This is a genomic window from Sphingopyxis sp., assembly GCF_036402335.1.
Lineage (GTDB): Bacteria > Pseudomonadota > Alphaproteobacteria > Sphingomonadales > Sphingomonadaceae > Sphingopyxis.
The window spans coordinates 1-21,288 of the sequence record NZ_DASWTD010000244.1 but is presented as its reverse complement, the minus strand read 5'-3'; the positions used below and the strand labels follow the sequence as shown (position 1 = coordinate 21,288).

At 65.4% G+C, this 21,288-nt stretch carries 19 protein-coding genes and 2 pseudogenes; 11 read left to right on the top strand and 10 right to left on the bottom strand.

What is annotated here, in order from left to right; all coding sequences use genetic code 11:
- From VGD20_RS07710 to VGD20_RS07695, 4 genes and pseudogenes are all read right to left on the bottom strand, one after another.
- A pseudogene (locus tag VGD20_RS07710) lies at positions 1-337 on the bottom strand (peptidase S41); the annotation flags it as partial.
- 34 nt (positions 338-371) lie between these two features.
- Positions 372-1,097 (bottom strand): RlmE family RNA methyltransferase, encoded by a 726-nt coding sequence (locus tag VGD20_RS07705; protein ID WP_331133885.1) that lies wholly within the window; start codon positions 1,095-1,097, stop codon positions 372-374.
- The gene (locus VGD20_RS07700; protein ID WP_414714554.1) at positions 1,094-2,197 is read right to left on the bottom strand and encodes a Ppx/GppA family phosphatase; all 1,104 of its coding nucleotides are present in this window, start codon (positions 2,195-2,197) and stop codon (positions 1,094-1,096) included. The genes VGD20_RS07705 and VGD20_RS07700 overlap by 4 nt, the downstream gene beginning before the upstream one ends.
- Positions 2,198-2,388: 191 nt before the next feature.
- Positions 2,389-2,790, bottom strand: a complete 402-nt coding sequence (locus tag VGD20_RS07695) for a glycine zipper 2TM domain-containing protein (RefSeq protein ID WP_331133883.1) — start codon at positions 2,788-2,790, stop codon at positions 2,389-2,391.
- A gap of 163 nt (positions 2,791-2,953) precedes the next feature.
- Between VGD20_RS07695 and VGD20_RS07690 the strand changes: the two genes are divergently transcribed.
- Entirely contained in the window at positions 2,954-3,952 is a 999-nt protein-coding gene (locus VGD20_RS07690) for an esterase-like activity of phytase family protein (protein ID WP_331133882.1), read from the top strand.
- A gap of 37 nt (positions 3,953-3,989) precedes the next feature.
- Here VGD20_RS07690 and rpmB read toward each other — a convergent pair whose 3' ends face one another.
- Positions 3,990-4,283: a 50S ribosomal protein L28 gene (rpmB, locus tag VGD20_RS07685; protein ID WP_331133881.1), complete on the bottom strand. Its 294-nt coding sequence runs from the start codon at positions 4,281-4,283 to the stop codon at positions 3,990-3,992.
- Positions 4,284-4,422: 139 nt separating this feature from the next.
- Between rpmB and tadA the strand changes: the two genes are divergently transcribed.
- Positions 4,423-4,878 carry a tRNA adenosine(34) deaminase TadA gene (tadA, locus tag VGD20_RS07680; RefSeq protein WP_331133880.1) on the top strand — a complete coding sequence of 152 codons (456 nt, stop codon included), beginning with the start codon at positions 4,423-4,425 and terminating at the stop codon, positions 4,876-4,878.
- A gap of 111 nt (positions 4,879-4,989) precedes the next feature.
- On the opposite strand, the gene VGD20_RS07675 is transcribed toward tadA, so the two are convergent.
- Positions 4,990-5,691 carry an NAD-dependent deacylase gene (locus VGD20_RS07675; RefSeq protein ID WP_331133879.1) on the bottom strand — a complete coding sequence of 234 codons (702 nt, stop codon included), beginning with the start codon at positions 5,689-5,691 and terminating at the stop codon, positions 4,990-4,992.
- A 118-nt stretch (positions 5,692-5,809) separates the two neighbouring features.
- On the opposite strand from VGD20_RS07675, the gene dapB reads away from it, so the two are divergent.
- The 3 genes from dapB (at position 5,810) to nth (ending at position 8,428) form a co-directional block, all read left to right on the top strand.
- On the top strand, positions 5,810-6,535 hold the full coding sequence (dapB, locus tag VGD20_RS07670) for a 4-hydroxy-tetrahydrodipicolinate reductase (protein WP_331133878.1): 726 nt from the start codon (positions 5,810-5,812) through the stop codon (positions 6,533-6,535).
- A 61-nt stretch (positions 6,536-6,596) separates the two neighbouring features.
- Positions 6,597-7,775, top strand: coding sequence for a M48 family metallopeptidase (locus tag VGD20_RS07665; RefSeq protein WP_331133877.1), 1,179 nt, complete (start codon positions 6,597-6,599; stop codon positions 7,773-7,775).
- Entirely contained in the window at positions 7,772-8,428 is a 657-nt protein-coding gene (gene nth, locus VGD20_RS07660; RefSeq protein ID WP_331133876.1) for an endonuclease III, read from the top strand. Before VGD20_RS07665 ends, nth begins: the two co-directional genes overlap by 4 nt.
- A 75-nt stretch (positions 8,429-8,503) precedes the next feature.
- On the opposite strand, the gene VGD20_RS07655 is transcribed toward nth, so the two are convergent.
- Both VGD20_RS07655 and purD read right to left on the bottom strand, forming a co-directional pair.
- Positions 8,504-9,313, bottom strand: coding sequence for a hypothetical protein (locus VGD20_RS07655; protein ID WP_331133875.1), 810 nt, complete (start codon positions 9,311-9,313; stop codon positions 8,504-8,506).
- Positions 9,314-9,376: 63 nt separating this feature from the next.
- Positions 9,377-10,654: a phosphoribosylamine--glycine ligase gene (purD, locus tag VGD20_RS07650; protein WP_331133874.1), complete on the bottom strand. Its 1,278-nt coding sequence runs from the start codon at positions 10,652-10,654 to the stop codon at positions 9,377-9,379.
- Between purD and xseA the strand changes: the two genes are divergently transcribed.
- The 6 genes from xseA (at position 10,653) to VGD20_RS07620 (ending at position 18,267) form a co-directional block, all read left to right on the top strand.
- Complete coding sequence (xseA, locus tag VGD20_RS07645) at positions 10,653-12,083, top strand: exodeoxyribonuclease VII large subunit (RefSeq protein WP_331133873.1); 1,431 nt, start codon at positions 10,653-10,655, stop codon at positions 12,081-12,083. The genes purD and xseA overlap by 2 nt on opposite strands.
- A gap of 87 nt (positions 12,084-12,170) precedes the next feature.
- Complete coding sequence (locus tag VGD20_RS07640) at positions 12,171-12,383, top strand: DUF2093 domain-containing protein (protein ID WP_331133872.1); 213 nt, start codon at positions 12,171-12,173, stop codon at positions 12,381-12,383.
- A complete protein-coding gene (locus VGD20_RS07635) occupies positions 12,380-13,312 on the top strand; it encodes a M23 family metallopeptidase (protein WP_331133871.1) in 933 nt (310 codons plus the stop codon). Before VGD20_RS07640 ends, VGD20_RS07635 begins: the two co-directional genes overlap by 4 nt.
- A gap of 266 nt (positions 13,313-13,578) precedes the next feature.
- Positions 13,579-16,602 (top strand): TonB-dependent receptor domain-containing protein, encoded by a 3,024-nt coding sequence (locus VGD20_RS07630; protein WP_331133870.1) that lies wholly within the window; start codon positions 13,579-13,581, stop codon positions 16,600-16,602.
- 83 nt (positions 16,603-16,685) lie between these two features.
- Positions 16,686-17,975: an aspartyl/asparaginyl beta-hydroxylase domain-containing protein gene (locus VGD20_RS07625; protein ID WP_331133869.1), complete on the top strand. Its 1,290-nt coding sequence runs from the start codon at positions 16,686-16,688 to the stop codon at positions 17,973-17,975.
- Between the two features lie 58 nt (positions 17,976-18,033).
- Positions 18,034-18,267, top strand: a complete 234-nt coding sequence (locus tag VGD20_RS07620; RefSeq protein WP_331133868.1) for a hypothetical protein — start codon at positions 18,034-18,036, stop codon at positions 18,265-18,267.
- A gap of 98 nt (positions 18,268-18,365) precedes the next feature.
- On the opposite strand, the gene clpB is transcribed toward VGD20_RS07620, so the two are convergent.
- Together clpB and VGD20_RS07610 are read right to left on the bottom strand one after the other, a co-directional pair.
- The gene (gene clpB, locus VGD20_RS07615; protein ID WP_331133867.1) at positions 18,366-20,945 is read right to left on the bottom strand and encodes an ATP-dependent chaperone ClpB; all 2,580 of its coding nucleotides are present in this window, start codon (positions 20,943-20,945) and stop codon (positions 18,366-18,368) included.
- A gap of 79 nt (positions 20,946-21,024) precedes the next feature.
- Positions 21,025-21,288: pseudogene (locus VGD20_RS07610) on the bottom strand (leucyl aminopeptidase); the annotation flags it as partial.

The window sequence follows — 21,288 nt, the reverse complement described above, 5'->3', positions numbered from 1 at the left end:
CCTCGGCGATCGAGGTGATGTAGGTGAAGAAACGGTCCTTGTTCAGCGCCCGCGCGGGCGCGACGAGCGCGTCGATATAGGATTGGACGGTGCCGTGGCTCGCCGGATTGACGCCGCTCGCGACGTCGTTCGGGAACAGATACCATTCGTCGATCACCGCCTTGGCAAAAGCCTGGCGCGACGCCAGGCTGCAGCTGGCGGTCGGCGTCGGGGTGGGAGTCGGCGTGACGGTAACCGGACCGCCGCCGGTGCCCGAACTGCTGCCACCGCCGCCGCACGATGCCAGCATCAACGCAGCGAGCGTTACTGCCGCGACCGATTGCCTCGATTTGTTCATCAAACTTCCCCCCGGTTTGTCCAATCGATTGCGTCTATTCGGCCTCCGCGGCCCCGGCATTGCGGCGGCCCTTGAATCCCTGCGCGATGACGTAAAGCTCGGGCGATCCCTTGCGGCTTGCCGGCGGCTTGGCGTGCTTGACCGTCGTAAAATGGCGCTTGAGTATCGTCAGCAGCGTGTGGTCGGCGCCGCCCGCAAACACCTTGGCGACGAACGCGCCGCCGGGCAGCAGATTCTGCACCGCGAAATCGGCGGCGGTCTCGGCCAGCCCGATCGTGCGCAGATGGTCGGTTTGCTGGTGACCGACGGTGTTCGCCGCCATGTCCGAAATAACGAGGTCGGGGGCGCTGCCGAGCGCCTCGATCAGCGCGTCGGGCGCCGCATCGTCCATGAAATCCATCTCGAGGATCGCGACGCCCTCGATCGGTTCGCACGCGAGCAAATCGATTCCCGCGACGCGCGCACGGGGATTTGCCTTGCGCACGACCTGCGACCAGCCGCCGGGCGTGATGCCAAGGTCGACGACGGCGCGTGCCTTTTTGATAAAGCCGAATTTGTCGTCGAGCTCGATCAGCTTGTACGCGGCGCGCGAGCGATAGCCCTCGGCCTGCGCGCGGCGCACATAGGGATCGTTGAGCTGGCGCTGCAGCCAGCGCGTCGACGAGACGCTCCGCTTGCGCGCGGTCTTGACCCGCACATGCAGCCCGCCGCGACCCCCCGATCCTTTGGCGCCCCCGCCTTTTCCACCCGCACCGCTCATTTGCGATACTCGCGGCGGGTGACAGGGATGTCGCGACCTTGCATCGCCAGCGTGCGCAATATGCCTTCGCGGATGCCGCGGTCGGCGACGCCGACGCGCGCGGCGGGCCACAGGTCGATGATGCTCTCCAGAATCGCGCAGCCGGCGACGACCAGGTCGGCGCGTTCGCGGCCGATGCACGCGATTTCGGCGCGGTCGGCGATGCTCGCATCGGCGAGACGGCGGCTGATGTCGCGCATCGCGTCGCACGGCACGACCAGCCCGTCGACCGCGCGGCGGTCGTAGCGCGGCAGGTCGAGGAAGACGCTGGCGAGCGTCGTCACCGTGCCGCTGGTGCCGAGCAATCGCAGTGGCTGGCCGGCAAAGCGTTCGGCGCGTGCCGCAAAGGCCGCAAAGGCATCGCGCGTCACGTCGCGCATATGCGTATAGGCGGCCTGCCGTCCGGCAAGGCTGTCTTCGGGAAGCGGCGCATGTTCGGTCAGCGACACGACCCCCCACGGCACGCTGATCCAGTCGTGGATTTTCACATCATGGTCGGACACATCGACATGCATCAGTTCGGTCGAGCCGCCGCCGATGTCGAAGATCAGCGCCGGCCCTTCGCCGGGCTCCATCAGATTGTGGCAGCCGAGCACGGCGAGCTTTGCCTCTTCGGCGGCCGAAATGATGTCGAGCACGATGCCCGTTTCGCGCCGCACGCGTTCAGCCAGCTCCTCGCCGTTGGTTGCGCGGCGACACGCTTCGGTCGCGACCGCGCGCGACAGCGAGACATGGCGACGGCGCAGCTTGTCGGCGCAGATCGACAGCGCGGCGACGGTGCGGTCCATCGCCGCTTCGCTGATCTTGCCGCTGCCGTGCAACCCCTCGCCCAAGCGGACGATGCGCGAAAAGGCGTCGATGACGACGAGCTCGCCATTTTGGGGACGCGCGATCAAAAGCCGGCAATTGTTAGTGCCAAGATCGATTGCGGCATAGCTGCGCGGCCGCGTGATCGGCATCGGGCGCGCATCGCCGCCTGCCTTGCTTCGTCCTTTCGCCTCCGGCCCCGTCCTTGAACTTGGCCGCGGCGGTCGCCCCGATGGCGCTGCCATTTGCCGCATGGCTAGTATAACCTGTTCTGCTCACGCGCCCGCAAAACCGCGAACGTGCACTTGGCAGCGAACCTAGGCTTCCGCCGTCCCGTTGGCAAGCTTCGCCTCCCGCGGCCGCCGTCGCGCAAAGAAAACCCCGCCCGGCGAAGGCCGGACGGGGCGAAGGAGGGAAAGAAATTATTGGGGGTCGGGACTGCCTCTTAACGGCAGCCGTCATTCCCCTTGTCGATCGCGCGGCCGGCGATGGCGCCGACGGCGCCGCCGATGATCGTGCCGACCGTACGGTCGCCGCGACCGGCGATTTCATGACCGGCAAGACCGCCCGCGATCGCACCGATCACGGTGCCGCCGGTGCCGTTGTCGCACTGGCGATAGTTGCGGCGGTCACCGCGGTAATAGTTGCGGTTGCTGCGATAATCGCGGCGGTTGTCGCGGCGATAATCGCGGCGGTCATAACGGCGGTCGTCGCGCCCATAACGCGCGTCGTAGCTCGAATAGCCGTCGCGGTCGTAATAACCATTCTGTGCCGCGGCGGGAGCCGCCATGCCCAGCGTCGCGGTGGACATCAGGGCGGCGATCGAGAGGGTCACCATCTTTTTCATCGTCGTTCTCCTTCTTTCGTCGTTGGGCCCTTCTGGGCGTTGTCGATGAAGGGGTTATGGGCGATTCGCATTGAGTGAAGCCTGAACATCATTGTTGGCTGGCGTTCAGCTTTCTGCGCCGAAACGCTTTCCTTTCCGGGACTGCCGCCCTAACCCCGCGGCGATGCGCCGTTTGTTCTTCGCCGCCCTGATCTTCCTCGTCCTCGGCCCGATGCCCGGCGCTGCCGTTCGTTTTCCGACCGACAATTTTACCCAGGCGGCGGCGGCGCGCCCGCTGGTCTTCGCGCCCGGGACGGCCGGCTCGATGCGCTTCGTCCGCGGCTGGCACCTCGTCAGCCCGCACAGCCGCTTCGGCGGCTTCTCGGCGCTCGCGCGGACCGGGCCGGACGCGTTCCTGCTGATCGGCGACAATGGTTATTGGACCCGGCTGACGCTCGCCGCGGGCGGCGCGGTGTCGCATGTCCGGATCGGCGCGCTGCCGACCCCCGACGGGCGCCCGCCGCGCAAGGCGATGGTCGATTCCGAAGCGCTGTTCGTCGACCCCGAAAGCGGCAAGAGCTGGATCGCGCTCGAAGGGATCAACCAGATCTGGCGGCTCGACGCCGACCTGACGACCATCGAAGCGCGCCGCAAGCTGCCCGCGCCGCGCTGGCCCGCGAATCGCGGCCCCGAGGCGATGGCGCGGCTCGCCGACGGGCGGACGGTGGTTTTCTCGGAGGATGCCGACGACGATCCGCGCGGGCGCGAGGCGTTGGTTTATGATGGCGATCCCGCCGCGCCGGGGCCGGCGCCGATTCGCTTCTTTTATGATTCGGACGGACGCGGGCTGGTCAGCGACGCCGCCCCGCTTCCCGACGGGCGCATCCTGCTCGTGCACCGGCGGCTTGGTTTCGACCCGGTCTTCACGACGATCGTCGCGATCGTCGACCCCGCCGATATCGCGAAGGACGCGGTCGTGCACGCGCAGACGATCGGCCGCGTGCCCGTTCCGCTTGGCGAAAATTACGAAGGCGCTGCGGTTTCGGTCGAAGGCGGCCGGACCTGGTTGTGGCTCGTCGCTGACGATAATTTCAACGTCTGGCAGCGCAGCCTGCTGCTGCAGTTCGAACTGGTCGATCTGCCGCCCGGAAAAGCGCCGGACAGCAAAAAGGCCGCGCGGTAAACCGGCGGCCTGAATGCTTTTGGCGATTTGAAAGCGCTTAGGCGGCCTTTTCGGCCAGCTTCTTCGCGACTTCCTTCTTCACCTTGCGGGCGCCGGCCGACAGCTGCTCGTCGCCGGCCTTCAGCAGCCAGTTGTCGAGGCCGCCATTATGCTCGACCGTGCGCAGGCCGTGGGTCGACACGCGCAGCTTCACGCCCTTGCCGAGTGCGTCCGACAGCAACGTCACATTCTGCAGGTTGGGCAGGAAGGTGCGCTTGGTCTTGTTGTTGGCGTGGCTGACATTGTGGCCAACTTGGCGGCCCTTGCCGGTCAGTTCGCAGATGCGCGACATCGTCTTCTTCCTCGTCAAAAAATTTCGGATCGGCGTCCGGACGCTTCCCGCAGATCGGGAAGAACAGGACCGGAGTGAGCCGGGAAAGGCGCGCGCTTATCGGCTTGCCGGAGATTCGTCAAGCGAATAGGGCGCTTTTATGCCCTCGTTTCCGCTTCCCGAACCGATGCGCCGTGCGCTCGACCTCGCCCGCATCGCCGCGGAATGGGGCGAGGTGCCCGTCGGCGCGGTGATCGTCAAGGATGGCGCGATCATCGCCGAGGGTCACAACCGTCCGCGCGAATCGCATGACCCGACGGCGCACGCCGAAATCGTCGCGATTCGCGCCGCGGCCGCCAAGATCGGCAACGAGCGGCTCGACGGCTGTGACCTCTATGTGACGCTCGAGCCTTGTGCGATGTGCGCCGGGGCGATCGCCCACGCGCGAATCGCACGCCTCTATTATGGCGCCGACGACCCGAAGGGGGGCGCGGTCGTCCACGGTCCGCGCACTTTCGCGCAGCCGACGATCCATCATCGCCCCGAAATCTACGACGGCATCGGCGAGGGCGAAGCGGCGGGGCTGCTAAGAGATTTTTTCGCCGCGCGGCGCTGAAAAAAATCTCACACAAAGACACAAAGAGGGCAGTTTACCACAAGCCATTCGTACTGGACTGCCCTCTTTGTGTCTTTGTGTGAGCACATTCGGAAAAGCTTCCGGTGGAAATCAACCCAGCATTTCCTCGACCCACGCCGGCACCAGCGCCGTCGCCGGCCCGTGCCGCGCCTCGTCGAACCAGTAGCTGCCCTGGCTCGGTTCCATATTGAGCTCGAGCGTCCGCGCGCCCGCCGCACGCGCTTCGCGCACGAAACCCGCGGCGGGATAGACCGCGCCCGATGTGCCGATCGACACGAACAGGTCGGCGCGGTTCAGCGCATGATAAATCTCGTCCATCCGGTACGGCATTTCGCCGAACCAGACGATGTCGGGACGGAGCAGCCCGGCCACGCCGCACACCGGACAGGCTGGCCGGTCGAGCAGGGGAGCTGTCCACGGCGCCCGTGTGTCGCAGCCGGTGCACCAAGCGTTCAGATGCTCGCCGTGCATATGGACCAGCCGCTTCGCGCCCGCGCGTTCGTGAAGGTCGTCGACATTCTGCGTGACGATCAGCAATTCGCCGGGCCATTCGGCGTCGAGCCGCGCGAGCGCGACGTGCGCGGCGTTCGGCTCCTTGGTCTGGATCGCCTCGCGCCGCATGTCGTAGAAACGCAGGACGAGATCGGGGTCGCGCGCAAAGGCTTCGGGAGTCGCCACATCCTCGACGCGGTGCTGTTCCCACAAGCCCCCGGCGTCGCGAAAGGTGTCGATGCCGCTTTCGGCGGACACCCCTGCGCCCGTCAGGATAACGATGTTCTGGATCGGGGACACTCTAACTCCGTTCGTCCTGAGCTTGTCGAAGGACCGTTCTTCCTTCAAAGCGGCGGTTTAGCAAGGACGACCCTCCCCCGGACGGGATCCGGGGTCGGGGCGAACGGGGATTTGGGTCATGACCAGCATCGGCATTATCGGCAGCGAAGGACGGATGGGCGTCGCGCTCGCCGTCGCAATCTCCGGGGCAGGGCAGCGGCATTGCGGCGTCGACAAGGGCGGTAACATCCTGAAGCTCGCGAGCAACAGCGACGTTGTCGTCGATTTCTCGTCGCCCGCGGCGCTCGAGGCGACGCTCGACGCCTGTGTCGCGGCGAAGACGCCGATCGTCATCGGTACGACCGGGCTCGAGGAACGCCATCACTATCTGATCGACGATGCCGCGCGCGACATCGCCGTGCTCCAGACGGGCAATACGTCGCTCGGCGTCACCTTGCTCGCGCATCTGGTTCGCGAAGCGGCAGCGCGGCTCGACCCCGAATATGATATCGAGATCGTCGAGATGCACCACCGGATGAAGGTCGATGCGCCGAGCGGGACCGCGCTTCTGCTGGGGCAGGCCGCAGCCGAGGGACGGGGCATCGACCTTGGCACCTGCTCGGAGCGCGGCCGCGACGGGGTTACCGGGGCGCGCGGCCATGGCAAGATCGGTTTTGCCAGCCTGCGCGGCGGCACCGTCGCGGGCGACCATGACGTGATCTTCGCAGGGCCCGAGGAAATGATCACCCTGTCGCATCGCGCCGAAAACCGCATGATCTTTGCGCGCGGCGCGGTGCGTGCTGCGTTGTGGCTGATCCACCAGGCGCCGGGCCGCTATACGATGCCGCAAGTGCTGGGCCTCTGACGCCCGCTTGCGCCGGCTCCCTTCCTGTGTACCATGAAAACAATACAGCAGGAGGATGGCCATGAGTTTCGATCCCGTTGCCGCAACCAGGGCCTATATCGACGGCCTTGGCCCCGAGGCGCTTCAAAAGGCGGCGTCCTATACCGTCGGCAGCGAATGGCTGAGTTTCTGGGGTGTCGTCGTCGCGGGGCTCGTCACTTTCCTCTTCGTGCGCCTGCGCATTCTCGACCGGCTCGACGCGCGGTTCGCGGCGCGCGGCTGGGCTCTGCGCACCTTCCTGCTCTGCGCCGCCTTCATGCTGTTGTCGGCAATCGTCACCCTGCCGTGGGATATCTATTCGGGCTGGTGGCGCGAAACCGCCTATGGGCGAACCAGCCAGCCGCTCGGCGACTGGTTGGGGCAGGGCGCGATCGGTATCGTCATCGCGACGCTGTTCGGCGGGCTTTTCTTCCTTGGCATCTATGCGCTGATCCGGCGCGCCGGAAAGCGCTGGTGGATCTGGTCGGGCGGCCTCGCCGCCTTCGCCATATCGGCGATGCTGCTGCTCTCACCGATAGTCGTCGAGCCGCTGTTCAACGATTATAAGCCGGTACCCGCCGGTCCTGTACGCGACGCGCTTGTTGTGCAGGCGAAGGAAGCGGGCATCGATCCCGGCCGCATCTTCCTGTACGACGGATCGCGCCAGTCGAACAATTTCACCGCCAATGTTTCGGGTATCGGCCATTCGGCACGCATCGCGATTTCGGACATCGCGCTGAAGGGCGCCTCGCTCGAAGAGGTCAGGGCGGTGACGGGCCACGAGATCGGCCATTATGTCCTTGGACATATCTGGATCATGGTCGTGGTCTTTTCGTTGCTCGCCATCCTCCTCTTCTTCCTCGCCGACCGGCTCTTTCCCCGGATTGCAAGGGCGTTCGGCAGCGATGCGGGCATCGGCGATCCGCGCGGCTTTCCGGTGATGATGTTCATTCTCTCGCTCTTCACTTTCGTGTCGATGCCGGTGCAGAACACGCTGTCGAGGCTCGACGAGAGTTCGGCCGACGCCTATTCGCTGAAGACCGTGAACTTGCCCGACGCGCTCGCGAGCGCGCTGGTCAAGACCGCCGAATATCGCAATCCGCGCCCGCACGCGGTCGAGGAGTTCCTCTTCTATTCGCATCCCTCGGTCGAACGCCGCGTGCGCGCGGCGATGGACTGGAAGGCCGCGCATCCGGCCGGGACCGTGATGCCGGCGTCATGAAAAAAGCCGACATCTTCGAATTCTACCGCCGCCTCGCCGAGCTGAACCCGAGTCCCGAGACCGAGCTTGAGTTCGGCAATACGTATCAACTGCTCGTCGCGGTGGTATTGTCGGCGCAGGCGACCGACGTCGGCGTAAACAAGGCGACGCGGCTGCTCTTCCAGGAAGTGAAGACGCCGCAGCAGATGGTCGACCTCGGCGAAGACGGGTTGAAGCAGCACATCAAGACGATCGGGCTGTTCAATGGCAAGGCAAAGAATGTCATCGCACTCAGCGAGATTCTCGTCCGCGATTTCGGCGGCGAGGTGCCCGCCGACCGCGACACGCTCGTCGAACTGCCGGGCGTCGGGCGCAAGACCGCCAATGTCGTGATGAACTGCGCTTTCGGAGCCGAGACCTTCGCGGTCGACACGCATATCTTCCGTGTCGGCAATCGCACCGGGCTCGCGCCTGGCAAGACGGTGCTCGCGGTCGAAAAGAGCCTCGAGAAAAACACGCCCGCGCCCTTCCGCGCCGGCGCGCATCACTGGCTGATCCTCCACGGCCGCTACATCTGCAAGGCGCGCACCCCCGAATGCTGGCGCTGCCCGGTGATCGACCTTTGCCGGTACAAGCCCAAGACGCCGGCACCGAAGGCGAAAAAGGCGGCTTGACCCGGCTTCGCGTCGGCTGCTTCGTGACGGGAGCGTCCGCGCGCGCCCGTTAGCCGGCATGACCCTCGACGGCGATCAGAGTTCGCCGCCGAGGGCGCCGTATTTCGCCTCGAAGCCCGCCTTGTCGCCGCGCGCAAGATAACCCGCCTGATCGACGATATTGTCGCGTGCGATGCGGCCCTGAAAGGCGCCGAGCTGCGGATCGATTCGCGCGATATCGGCGTCGGTCCAGCCGGCAATCTGCTGGAAGCTGCTGACACCGAGGCCGTTCAACAGCACGACGAGCTTGGGGCCGACGCCCTTCAGCAATTGCAGATTATCGGCCTTGGCTGCCGATGGCGCAGGTGCGGGTTTTGCCGCGGGCGGTGGCGGAACGGTCGGTTCCTCGGGGATGGCCGCCGTTTCGGCCGGTGCCGGCTTTGCGGCCGTTTTCTTCGGCGCAGGCTTGGCTGCTGCCTTTGTTGCGGGCTTGGCCGCGGGTTTCGCCACCGGTTCCTTGGTGGCGGCCTTTTTCGCGGCGGGCTTAGTGGCGGCCTTTGGCTTGGTTACGGGCCTGGGCGCCGGAGGCGGGGTTTCGGCAACGGGTTGAGGTTCCGGAGCAGGAGCCGGCGCGGGCGGTGGAGCCTTGGCGGCCGGTTCGGGCACCGGCGGCGGTGCCGTCGGGACGGCGGGCTGCGGTTTAGGCTCGATCGCCTTGAAGCGCGCGGGTTCGGCGGCAACGATTTCAGGCTTTACCGGTTCGAGCGGCTTCACGGGCTTCGCCGGTTCGGCGGCGGGCGGCGCGATTTCCCGGGGCTTCGACCGGCCGAACAGCCACCACAGCAGCACGACGGCAACGACGAGGCCGACAACCGCAATAATCCAGTTTTCCTGAAGCCAGGCCATGATCTTCTCCGCTTGTGAATTTGGGTCAGCCTATGCGGCCGGACATGTGGCGTCCAGTCACCGTTATCCGGCTTCGCGCGCGACTTCCCTCCAGCCGATATCGCGGCGGCAGAAGCCGGTGGCGAAATCGAGCTTGTCGACCGCAGCATAGGCGCGCGCCTGCGCTTCGGTGACGGTGCGCCCCGTCGCGGTGATGTTGAGCACGCGCCCGCCTGCGGCGACGATCTGGCCTTCGCTACGCGCGGTTCCAGCGTGAAAGACGCGCACGCCGCCGGCTTCGGCGTCGGCGATGCCGCGGATCGCGCCGCCCTTTTCGGGGGTAGCGGGATAACCGTTCGCGGCCATCACGACCGTCAGGGCATAATCGCTCGCGAAAGCGGGCGGCGTCGCACCGGCGAGCGCGCCAGTCGACGCGGCGTGGAGCAATGCCGCAAGATCGCCGGCATAGCGCATCATCAGCACTTGGCATTCGGGGTCGCCAAAGCGGCAATTATATTCGATCAGCTTCGGACCCTCCGCCGTCAGCATGAGCCCCGCGAACAGCACGCCGACATAGGGCGTGCCCTCGGCAGCAAGCGTCGCCACGGTCGGGCGGATGATCCGGTCCATCACCGCCACTTCCAGATCGGCAGTGAGCACCGGGGCGGGGCTGTACGCGCCCATGCCGCCGGTGTTCAGCCCGGTGTCACCGTCGCCGACACGCTTATGGTCCTGCGCGCTGCCGAAGGCGATCACGTCGGTGCCGTCGGACAGCGCGAAGAAGCTCGCCTCCTCGCCCGTCATAAATTCTTCGATCACCACCTCGGCGCCCGCGCTACCGAAGGCGCCGTCGAACATGTCGTCGATCGCGGCTTCGGCCTCTTCGCGCGTTTCGGCGATGATTACGCCCTTGCCCGCGGCCAGGCCGTCGGCCTTGATCACGACAGGGATCGAGAAGCCCTCGAGGACGGCGAGCGCTTCCTCGGCGCTGGTGCAGCGGACATAGGCGGCGGTGGGGATCGACGCGCGCGCGCAGAGATCCTTGGTAAAGCCCTTCGAGCCTTCGAGCCGGGCGGCGGCGGCGGCGGGACCGAATGCGGGAATGCCGATTTCGCGAAGGCGGTCGGCGAGCCCCGCGACGAGCGGGGCTTCGGGGCCGACGACGACGAAATCGATCGCATGCGCCTTTACGAAGGCAATCAGCCCGTCCAGATCGTCGGCAGCGATGGCGACGCATTCGGCGTGCGCCTCGATCCCCGGGTTGCCCGGCGCGGCATAGAGCTTGGCGCAGCTTGGCGATTGTGCCAACTGCCAGCTGAGCGCATGTTCGCGGCCCCCCGATCCGACCAGCAGGATATTCATGTCAGTCCCTTTTCCCGATACGGCGTCCGACGATGGCACCGAAGCGCGGCTGTTAGCCGAGGCGGCGCCGGGGGACAATGCGCCCGCGCTATCGGTCAGCCAATTGTCGGCGGCGATCAAGCGCACGGTCGAGGACGGCTTCGCGCGCGTGCGCGTGCGGGGTGAATTGTCGGGGACGAAACGCGCGGCGTCGGGGCATTTCTACGCGGCGCTCAAGGACGATAATGCGCTGATCGACATGGTCATGTGGAAAGGGCAGGCGGGGCGGCTGGCGTTCCGGCCCGAGGACGGGATCGAGGTGATCGCGACCGGCAAGCTCACCACCTATCCCGGGCGGTCGAAATATCAGCTCGTCGTCGATACGCTCGAAGTCGCGGGCGAGGGCGCGCTGATGCTGCTCTTCGAGAAATTGAAGGCGCGGCTTGGCGCCGAGGGATTGTTCGACCGCGAGCGCAAATATGACCGGCTCCCCTATCTGCCGCGCACGATCGGCGTCGTGACCTCGCCGACCGGGGCGGTGATCCGCGATATTCTCCACCGTCTTGCCGACCGCTGTCCGACGCATGTCATCGTCTGGCCGGTGCTGGTGCAGGGCGACGGCGCGGCGGTGCAGGTTGCGAATGCGATCCGCGGTTTCGACGCCATCGCACCCGGCGGACCGGTACCCCGTCCTGATCTGGTCATCGTCGCGCGCGGCGGCGGGTCGATCGAGGATCTGTGGGCGTTCAACGAGGAGGTCGTCGTGCGCGCGATCGCCGATTGCCGCATCCCGACGATCAGCGCGGTGGGGCACGAGACCGACGTGACGCTCGCCGACTATGCCGCCGACGTACGCGCGCCGACCCCGACCGCCGCGGCCGAGATGGCGGTGCCGGTGCGCGCCGAACTGCAGGCGCAGCTCGCGACGTGGAACGGGCGGATCATCGGTGCCGCGAACCGGCATCAGGCGCTGGCAAACGAGCGGCTGACGGCGCTGGCGCGCCACCTGCCGAAACGCGATGCACTCTATGCGCCGCAACGCCAGCGGCTCGACGATGCGGGCGACCGGCTCGACCGCAGCCAGCGTCACCGGCTGGCCGTGGTTTCGGAGCGCCTCGTGACGCGCGGTGCGGCGCTGCGGCCGGCGTTGCTCGCGCGGCGCTGGGATCGCGACCGGGCATTGCTCGAAGGGCTGGGGCGATTGCTGGGCAGCCTCGATCCGCGCGCGCTGCTGTCGCGCGGCTATGCGATGGTGCGCGATACGGGCGGCGCGATCGTGACGACGGCGGCAAAGGCGCAGGACGCCGGTCATCTGCGATTGCAGTTTGCCGATGGCGATGTGCCGGTTCAGGTGACGGGTAGCGACGGCGTACCCCCGCCCCCGACCCCGCGACCGGTGCGAAAGGCGCCGCCGGCGGAGCCGAAGCGGGGGCAGGGCGAGCTCTTCTGAGCCCGCCCGGGGGGCCGAGGGGGTGGTCGCGCGGCCCGATGCTGCTATAGTCACGACCATGACATACCGCCGAATGGACCGAGAATCATGTTGATCGCCAGCCGCAACCGCCTTGCCCGCCTCCACTACGGACCGAACGGTTTTCGCGTCCTCGCGCCCGGCGACCATGTGCTGTGCGCGGTGAGCGCCGCCCCGATCGGGCTCGATGAGTTGCGTTACTGGTCGGTCGCGCGTCAGGAACCCTATGCCACCGCCGAGATATCGGTGAAGGCCGAACTGGACGCTGCGCGCGGGGCATGAATTTCGTGAAGGATTGGCGGCGGCACGGGGCGGCGGTCGCGCTCCTGATCGTTTCTGCCGGCTGCGTTCCGCCGGCCGATACCGAAGCGAAGCCGGCGCCGCGCCCGGCCGTCCAACCCGTCACGCCGCAGCCCTCCCCACCCGCGCCGCCACGCCCGCCGGTCCGCTCGGACTTCGCGCTCGCGGGACTGGCCGAGCAGGGCGCGGTGATGGTCGGACTGGTGCCCGGTGATACGCGCACGCTGACGTTCGACGGCAAGCCGATCCCGGTCGCGGCCGACGGACGCTTTCTGATCGCATTCGATCGCGATGCCGGACCCGGCGCGCTGCTCGTCGCGACGCTCGCCGACGGTCGAACGGTCGAGCGGCGGATTGCCGTCGCTGCGGGCAGCTGGCGGCTCGAACATATCAACGCGCCCTACCGCGGCAGCGCCTCGAGCGACGCCGATTTCGAACGCCGCCGTCCCGCCGAACTTGCGCAGATCGCCGCCGCGCGAAACCTGCCCGTCGAGTCCGATGGCTGGCGGCAGAAATTCCGCTGGCCGGTGACCGGGCGCCTCTCGGGCTTCTTCGGATCGCAGCGCGTCTATCAGGGCAAGCCAGGGACCTATCACAGCGGCACCGACGTTGCGGTCCCCGCGGGAACGCCCTTCGTCGCTCCCGCCGACGGCGTCGTTGTCCTTGCTGCGAGTGCACCCTTCACGCTCGAGGGCAATTTGCTGATCGTCGATCATGGTATGGGCCTCAGCAGTGCTTTTCTTCATTGCCAGCGGCTCGATGTGAAGGTGGGCGACCGGGTCGTACAGGGCCAGCCGCTGGGGACGGTCGGCCGAACCGGGCGTGCGACCGGGCCGCACATGCACTGGGGGTTGAAATGGCGCGATGCCCGCCTCGATCCGGGCAAACTTGCGGGTCCGGTCGGCGGCTGAGGCGGCCAAAGGTTACGGCCGAATTCGTAACCGATGAAACAAAATGTCGTGAAAACCGCGCTTCCCGCTCATTGTATTTCATCGCGTCCCGCACTTGTTGCAAATACGTCACAATGAGTTTTGAAACGACGGAAAGCGGCGGGAATTCCCTTTACTCCCGATGAACGAGCAGTCATCCCGCACGCTATCGGGGCATTTACGTGCCGGCTCGTGCCGTCGCGTCGGGGGTCCGGGTATTTCATCCATCAGTAGCAAGGGACTGCACTGTGAAGAAAACTCAATATTCCAAGCTGAAGCTCGGCGTTGCGCCGCTCGTGATGAGCGTCGCGCTGGTTTCGGCTCCTGCCTTTGCGCAGGACACCGCAGCGGCCGACGAGGCCACGGGCGAAACCTCTGAAATCGTCGTGACCGGTACGCTGGTCCGCAACCCCAACCTGACCACCTCGAGCCCGGTCAACGTGACGTCGTCGGACGAAATCGAGCTGCGCCAGGTCAACGTTGCCGAAGATATCCTTCGTGACGTTCCGGGTGTTGCCGCGAACATCGGTTCGTCGGTCAACAACGGCAACGGCGGCGCTTCGTTCGTCGACCTTCGCGGCCTCGGCCCGAGCCGCAACATCGTGCTGCTCGACAGCCAGCGGATCGCCCCGGCCAATCTGAACGGCAACGTCGACCTCAACAACATTCCGCTCGCCCTTATCGAGCGCGTCGATGTGCTGACCGGCGGTGCGAGCACCACCTACGGCGCCGACGCCGTTTCGGGCGTCGTCAACTTCATCACCAAGCGCGATTTCGCCGGCGTCGATCTTTCGAGCAGCTATCAGATCACCGAACGCGGCGACGGCCGGATTTTCCGTGCCGACCTGACGGTGGGCGCGAATTTCGACGACGGCCGCGGCAACGCGGTTCTCAGCATCGGCTACCAGAAAGCCGATCCGGTCTATTTCGGCGGCGAACGTCCGCGGTCGGATCTGACCATCGATTCGTTCGACGGCTCGGGCTCGGGCGCATCGGGTACTGCGTCGCCGTCGCGTTTCTCGATTCCCGGTACGGGCAATCTGCAGATCGATCCGGCGACGGGCAACCTCGTGCCGCAGTTCGCGCTGTTCAACTTCAACCCGTACAATATTTTCCAGACGCCGTTCGAGCGGTACAACATGTTCTCTTCGGCGCGCTACGAGGTTAGCGATTCGGTCGAAGTGTTCGCGCGCGGCATGTTCTCGCAGAACACGGTCGAGACGATCATCGCGCCGTCGGGTGCATTCAGCGACCCGCTCGCCGTGCCGCTCAGCAACCCCTACCTGCCTGCCGGCGCCCGCAATCAATTTTGCAACGCCTTCCAGGCTTTCGACGCAGACCCCGATACCCCCGGCTTCCAGCAGGGCGATTACAACCCGTTCGCGGCCGGTGTGCAGTCGCTGACGCCTGCGGAATGCGCCGCGGCGGCAACCGCTACCGATCAGAACGATCCGAACTATCGCGAAGTTACGACCAACGTGGGTCGTCGTCTGGTCGAAGCTGGCCCCCGCGTCAGCAGCTACAAGACGCAGCTCTTCGATATCATGGCCGGCGTGCGCGGTTCGATTACCGATACCCTCCGTTATGAGGTTTCCGGTAATTATGGTGAGAGCGAAAATACGCAGACCATTCAGAACTATATGTCGCTCTCGCGGGCACAGCAGGCGTTGCGTGCGACCAGCACGACCGCTTGCGTCGATCCGTCGGGCGGTTGCGTTCCGGTAAACTTCTTCGGTCCCAGCGGATCGATCACGCCTGACCAGCGCGCTTTCCTGCTCGTTCCGGCGACGTCGGGCAACCGTACCTCGCTGGCGCAGGTTCGCGGCCTCATCTCGGGCGATCTTGTGGCCCTGTCCGACGGTGCGGAGCCGATCTCCTTCGCCGCCGGCGTCGAATATCGTAAATATACCGCCGAGGTGTTCGCCGATCAGCTCGCCCAGGATCCGGGCGAACTCGGCGGCGCGGGCGGCGCGACCACTCCGGTCAAGGGCGGCTATGACGTTCGCGAAGTTTTCGGCGAAATCATCGCTCCGCTCTTCGCGGGCCTGACGCTCGAAGCCGGTGTGCGTTATTCGGATTACAAGGTCGACGACGTTTCCAAGCAGAAGTACAGCACGTGGACCTATAAGGCGGGTGCGACGTGGGAAGCGTTCGACGGCTTCAAGCTTCGCGGCAACTACCAGCGGGCGGTTCGCGCACCGAACATCGGCGAAATTTTCCAGCCGAATGCGGTCGGTCTCGTCAACCTGAAGCGCGATCCCTGTCAGAGCGACGGTACCACGATCGATGCAACCTCGAACCTTGGTCAGGTTTGCGTCGCGCAGGGTGCACTGGTCAACGGTGCCGGCAATATTGCGGCTTTCGACCCGCCGTCGGCCGGACAGATCAACGCATCGTTCAACTATGACGCGCCTCTGAAGCCCGAAAAGGCCGATACCTTCACGGTCGGTGCGATCTTCCAGCCCAGCTTCGTTCCGAACCTGACGCTGTCGGTCGACTATTATAACATCGTCATCAACGATGCGATTTCGTTCCCGACGGTCGGCGACATTCTTACCGACTGCTTTGGTAACCTGACCGCATCGAGCGCGACCTCGGTAGCCTGTACGTCGATCCGCCGCGACCCTGCGGTCGGTGGCCTCGACGGTTCGGCCGCGACCGTGCCGGGCGTTCCGCTGGCACTGACCAACAGCGGGCGTCTTGCAACCGACGGTATCGACGTCGCTGCGAACTGGAAAACCGATCTTAGCGACGAGATCACCCTCTCGCTCGGTATCACCGCCAACTACACCTTCAATTCGAAGTTCCGTTCGAAGCCGGGCGGCCTGAACCGCGAGTGCGTGGGCTATTACAGCATCAACTGCACGCCGACCGGTTCGGACCTGTCGGGTGGCTCGATCCTGCCGAAGTTCTCGTTCAACCAGCGTACGACGCTGTCGTTCGGCGACATCGATCTCTCGCTGCTGTGGCGCCACATTTCGAGCACCAAGCAGGAACCGTTTGACCAGAATGAAGACAACTTCGGTACCAACGGACCGGCTTTCGCGGCGTTCCGCAAGATCAAGGCCTTTGACTGGTTCGATCTGACGGCGCGCGCCAATGTGAGCGAGAATTTCGAACTGACGCTCTCGGTCATGAACCTGCTCGACAAGGATCCGCCGACGGTTGGTTCGAACATCGGTTCGACCACCTTCAACAGCGGCAACACCTATCCGTCGACCTACGACGCCATCGGTCGCCGCTATGCGGTCGGTGCCCGTCTGAAGTTCTGATCGACGGATCACAAAAAAGGAAAGGCGGGCTTCGGCCCGCCTTTTTTTTTGCCTGATCGTCGGGCGTCGGTTATCGCGGCAACATGAGCAATCCGGATGTAGCAAATCTCCTCGGCGCCGCAGCGCAGGCGCGGCGCGGCGGTGATAGCGCGCGCGCGGCCGATAATTTGCGGGCTGCGCTCTCGCAGGCGCCGAACGATCCGGTGGTGCTGAACAGCTTCGGGATGATGCGGCTGGACGAGGGGAAATTTTCCGAAGCCTGCGGCTTTTTCGAACAGGCAATCGCGGCCGATGCATCCGCCCCCGATCTGTGGATGAACCTCGCGACGGCACAGCGCCTCGCCGGCGACGACATAAGGGAAGCTGTCAGCCTCGATCAGGCGCTGGCGATCGATCAGCGCCACTTCATGGCGAATGTTCGTCGCGCCGAACTCCACGAGAAGCGCGGCGAGACGGCGGGTGCGATGCATCGATGGTCGGGCGTCATTGCCCTTGCCGAGGCGAGCGGGCAGGCGAATGCATCGCTCGATCAACTGTTGACGCACGCGCGCCGTTATATCGCCGACGTCGCCACGGGTTTCGAAAAGAGTCTTTCGCCGCGGTTGGCGAAGTTTCGCGATAGCGAAGCCGATAGTCTGGCGCGGCGGCGCTTCGAAGCATGCGTCGGCGGTGTCCTCGGTCGGCGGCGGGTCTATGCCAACGAGTGCCACGGACTGCACTACCCGTTTCTGCCTGCCGACGAATTCTTCGACCGCGATCATTTCCCGTGGCTCGAGCGCCTAGAGGCGCAGACCGACATCATCCGCGAAGAATTGCTGGCACTGCTGGCGAGCGGCGGCGAAGGATTGGTGCCCTATGTTCGCCAGGAAGCAGGGACATCGCCGAACAAGTGGAGCGCCCTGGACAATTCGCCCGCGTGGAGCGCCTGTTTCCTGTGGAAGCACGGGGTGCGTCAGGACGATGCTTGCGCGCAATGCCCGCAAACCGCGGCCTTGCTGCAGACATTGCCGATGTCGGATATTCCGGGGCGTTCGCCGAGCGTCTTCTTTTCGCTGCTTCGTCCGGGCGCACATATTCCGCCCCATACGGGCGTCACCAACGTACGCTCGATCGTCCATTTGCCACTGATCGTGCCGCCGGGATGCGGCTTTCGTGTCGGCGGCGAAACGCGTGCGTGGGAAGAGGGGCGCGCCTTCGTTTTTGACGATACGATCGAACATGAGGCGTGGAACACAAGCGACGCGCTCCGCGCGGTCCTGATCTTCGACGTCTGGAATCCGCACCTCCAGGAATCGGAACGCGATATGCTGCGCGGCATGTTCCAGGAAATGATCGATTACGGCCTCGATAGTGGCCATGACGTCGATGATTGATGGACTGGATCGGGCCAATATTGTAGCTTGGCGCGTCTACAACAGAATGAGTTGATCAATGTCCCATCTCATCATGGCGTTTCTTGTTCTTGGTTCCGGTTCCGGTTCAGAGGTTGCGCCGCCGCCGCCTGCGGATCCCGTCATCTGCAAGCGTTATGAAGAAACAGGCTCGCTGATAAAGAAGCGCAAGGTTTGCCGGACCAAGTCGGAATGGGCCAAATCGAGTTCCGAAATGCAAGAGACGCTGAATCGCTTTGTCGAGGACCGTCGCACCCGTCCCGCCGGCAACTGACGATAATCAAAACCGGACGGAAGCCCGCGCACTCCGCCTGCCGGGACCTGAATCGCACGCGCCGCGGCTTCGGCGGCGCGCAGCGATCGCTCCGACAATTAGCCGGGCACGAGTTTCAGCGCGCCGTCGCCTTCGTCGACCTTGATCGTCGACCCGTCCTTCACGTCGCCTTTCAGGATCAGATCGGCAAGCGGGTCTTGCAGATATTTCTGCACTGCGCGCTTTAGCGGCCGGGCGCCATACACGGGATCATAACCGACCCGCCCGAGCCACGCGCGTGCGGCGTCGGTGAGATCGAGCGTCACCTTGCGATCGGCGAGCAATTTCTGCACCCGCGCGACCTGGATATCGACGATGCCGCCCATATGCTGCTGCGCGAGGCGGTTGAAGAGCACGATTTCGTCGAGCCGGTTCAGGAATTCGGGCCGGAAATGCGCGCGCACGACCTCCATGACCGCGGGTTCGGCCTGTTCGACCGGCGCGTCGTCGGGAAGCGCGGCGATCGCCTGGCTGCCGAGGTTCGAGGTGAGAATGATCAGCGTGTTGGTGAAGTCTACCGTGCGCCCCTGTCCGTCGGTCAGGCGCCCGTCGTCGAGCACCTGGAGCAGGATGTTGAAGACATCCGCATGCGCCTTCTCGACCTCGTCGAACAGCACGACCTGATACGGCCGGCGGCGCACCGCTTCGGTGAGCGTGCCGCCCTCTTCATAACCGACATAGCCCGGAGGCGCGCCGACGAGCCGCGCGACGCTGTGTTTTTCCATGAACTCGGACATGTCGATGCGGACCATCGCATTGTCGTCGTCGAACAGGAATCGCGCGAGCGCTTTGGTGAGCTCGGTCTTGCCGACGCCCGTCGGGCCGAGGAAGAGGAAACTGCCGAGCGGTCGGTTCGGGTCCTGCAGACCCGCGCGCGCACGGCGCACCGCGGTTGAAACCGCACGCACGGCTTCATCCTGTCCGATCACGCGCTTTTCGAGCGTCGCTTCCATGCCGAGCAGCTTCTCGCGCTCGCCTTCCATCATCCGGTCGACGGGGATACCGGTCCATTTGCTGACCACCGCGGCGATATCGTCGGCGGTGACCTCTTCGCGCAGCATCGCATTGCCCGCGGCGGCCTGCGCTTCCTCGAGCCGTTTTTCGAGGCCGGGGATGGTGCCGTAGGACAATTCTCCGGCCTTCGCGAGATCGCCGGCGCGCTGCGCCTGATCGAGCGCGGAGCGCGCGGCGTCGAGCTCTTCCTTGATCTTTGCCTCGGCGTGGATCTTGTCCTTTTCCGCCTGCCATTTCTGGGTGAGCCCCGCCGACTGCTGCTCGAGGTTGGCGAGTTCGGCCTGCAGGGCCTGCAACCGGTCCTTGGACGCGGCGTCGCTTTCCTTGCCGAGCGCCGATTCCTCGATCTTCATCTGGATGATGCGGCGGTCGAGCGTCTCGATTTCTTCGGGCTTCGATTCGACCTCCATCCGGATGCGGCTCGCGGCCTCGTCCATCAGGTCGATCGCCTTGTCGGGCAGGAAGCGGTCGGAGATATAGCGGTTCGACAGCGTCGCCGCGGCGACGATCGCGCCGTCGGTGATCCGCACGCCATGGTGCAGCTCATATTTTTCCTTGAGCCCGCGCAGGATCGAGATCGAATCCTCGACCGTCGGCTCGCCGACGAACACTGGCTGGAACCGCCGCTGGAGCGCGGGGTCCTTCTCGACATGCTTGCGATATTCGTCGAGCGTCGTCGCGCCGATGCAGTGGAGCTCGCCGCGCGCGAGCGCGGGCTTGAGCAGATTCGAGGCGTCCATCGCACCCTCGCCCTTGCCCGCGCCGACGAGCGTGTGCATCTCGTCGATGAACAGGATGATCTCGCCCTCGGCGGCCTTCACATCGTCGAGCACGCCTTTGAGGCGCTCCTCGAACTCGCCGCGATATTTGGCGCCCGCGATCAGTGCGCCCATGTCGAGCGACAGCAGGCGGCGGTCCTTCAAACTGTCGGGCACGTCGCCGTTGGTGATGCGGAGCGCAAGGCCCTCGGCGATCGCGGTCTTGCCGACCCCGGGTTCGCCGATCAGCACGGGGTTGTTCTTGGTGCGGCGCGCGAGGATCTGGATCGTACGGCGGATTTCCTCGTCGCGGCCGATCACGGGGTCGAGTTTGCCCTCGCGCGCGACTTCGGTGAGGTCGCGGGCGAATTTCTTGAGCGCTTCGTAACGGTCTTCGGCCGAGGCGGTGTCGGCGGTGCGCCCCCCGCGCAGGTTGTTGATCGCGGCGTTGAGCGCGTCGGCCTTGATGCCGGCATCGGCGAACGCCTTGCCGACCGGGGTGGTGGGCGCGAGCACCATCGCGAGCAGCAGCCGCTCGACGGTGACGTAGCCGTCGCCTGCCTTGGCCGCCACTTGCTCTGCCTGATCGAGCAGGCGCACGGCATCATTGTCCAGCCCCGGAGTAGCCTGCGCGCCCGAACCCGACACCGCGGGGACCTTGGCAAGCAGCGCGTCGATACCGGCGACCGCGCGCGCCGCGTCGCCGCCGCTTTTCGCGATCAGGCCCGCGGCCATGCCTTCATTGTCTTCGAGCAGCGCCTTGGCGATATGCTCGGGCGAAATCCGCTGATGGTTCATGCGGATCGCGATCGTCTGCGCCGCCTGCAAAAAGCCCTTGGCGCGGTCGGTAAATTTTTCGAGGTTCATTCAGAAAGCCCCTTTCTCGCCGAGCAAGATAGTGTTGCTATTGTGCAACACAAGGGGCCTTCCGAGGTTCCGCAAAACTCTATTCGCTCCGTGCAAACTGGTCGAGCAGGCGCACGCCGAAGCCGGTCATGCCTTTGGGGACGAGCGAGGTGGCCTTCTCCGAACGGTTGACCCCGGCGATGTCGAGGTGCGCCCAAGGGGTCGCCTCGTCGACGAAGAAGCCGATGAAATGTGCGCCGAGGCTGGCGCCCGGGCCCTGTCCGGTCGCGGAGTTGCGGATGTCGGCGATGTCCGACTTCATCCGTTCGGCATAATCCTTGTGGAGCGGCAGGCGCCACAATTC

Coding starts and splice junctions, on each gene's coding strand:
- VGD20_RS07705 (WP_331133885.1), bottom strand. CDS start 1,097: ATGAGCGGTGCGGGTGGAAAAGGCGGGGGCGCCAAAGGATCGGGGGGT.
- VGD20_RS07620 (WP_331133868.1), top strand. CDS start 18,034: ATGTCCCATCTCATCATGGCGTTTCTTGTTCTTGGTTCCGGTTCCGGT.
- VGD20_RS07690 (WP_331133882.1), top strand. CDS start 2,954: ATGCGCCGTTTGTTCTTCGCCGCCCTGATCTTCCTCGTCCTCGGCCCG.
- VGD20_RS07700 (WP_414714554.1), bottom strand. CDS start 2,197: ATGCGGCAAATGGCAGCGCCATCGGGGCGACCGCCGCGGCCAAGTTCA.
- VGD20_RS07665 (WP_331133877.1), top strand. CDS start 6,597: ATGAGTTTCGATCCCGTTGCCGCAACCAGGGCCTATATCGACGGCCTT.
- xseA (WP_331133873.1), top strand. CDS start 10,653: ATGTCAGTCCCTTTTCCCGATACGGCGTCCGACGATGGCACCGAAGCG.
- VGD20_RS07625 (WP_331133869.1), top strand. CDS start 16,686: ATGAGCAATCCGGATGTAGCAAATCTCCTCGGCGCCGCAGCGCAGGCG.
- rpmB (WP_331133881.1), bottom strand. CDS start 4,283: ATGTCGCGCATCTGCGAACTGACCGGCAAGGGCCGCCAAGTTGGCCAC.
- VGD20_RS07655 (WP_331133875.1), bottom strand. CDS start 9,313: ATGGCCTGGCTTCAGGAAAACTGGATTATTGCGGTTGTCGGCCTCGTC.
- clpB (WP_331133867.1), bottom strand. CDS start 20,945: ATGAACCTCGAAAAATTTACCGACCGCGCCAAGGGCTTTTTGCAGGCG.
- purD (WP_331133874.1), bottom strand. CDS start 10,654: ATGAATATCCTGCTGGTCGGATCGGGGGGCCGCGAACATGCGCTCAGC.
- VGD20_RS07640 (WP_331133872.1), top strand. CDS start 12,171: ATGTTGATCGCCAGCCGCAACCGCCTTGCCCGCCTCCACTACGGACCG.
- VGD20_RS07695 (WP_331133883.1), bottom strand. CDS start 2,790: ATGAAAAAGATGGTGACCCTCTCGATCGCCGCCCTGATGTCCACCGCG.
- dapB (WP_331133878.1), top strand. CDS start 5,810: ATGACCAGCATCGGCATTATCGGCAGCGAAGGACGGATGGGCGTCGCG.
- VGD20_RS07635 (WP_331133871.1), top strand. CDS start 12,380: ATGAATTTCGTGAAGGATTGGCGGCGGCACGGGGCGGCGGTCGCGCTC.
- tadA (WP_331133880.1), top strand. CDS start 4,423: ATGCCCTCGTTTCCGCTTCCCGAACCGATGCGCCGTGCGCTCGACCTC.
- nth (WP_331133876.1), top strand. CDS start 7,772: ATGAAAAAAGCCGACATCTTCGAATTCTACCGCCGCCTCGCCGAGCTG.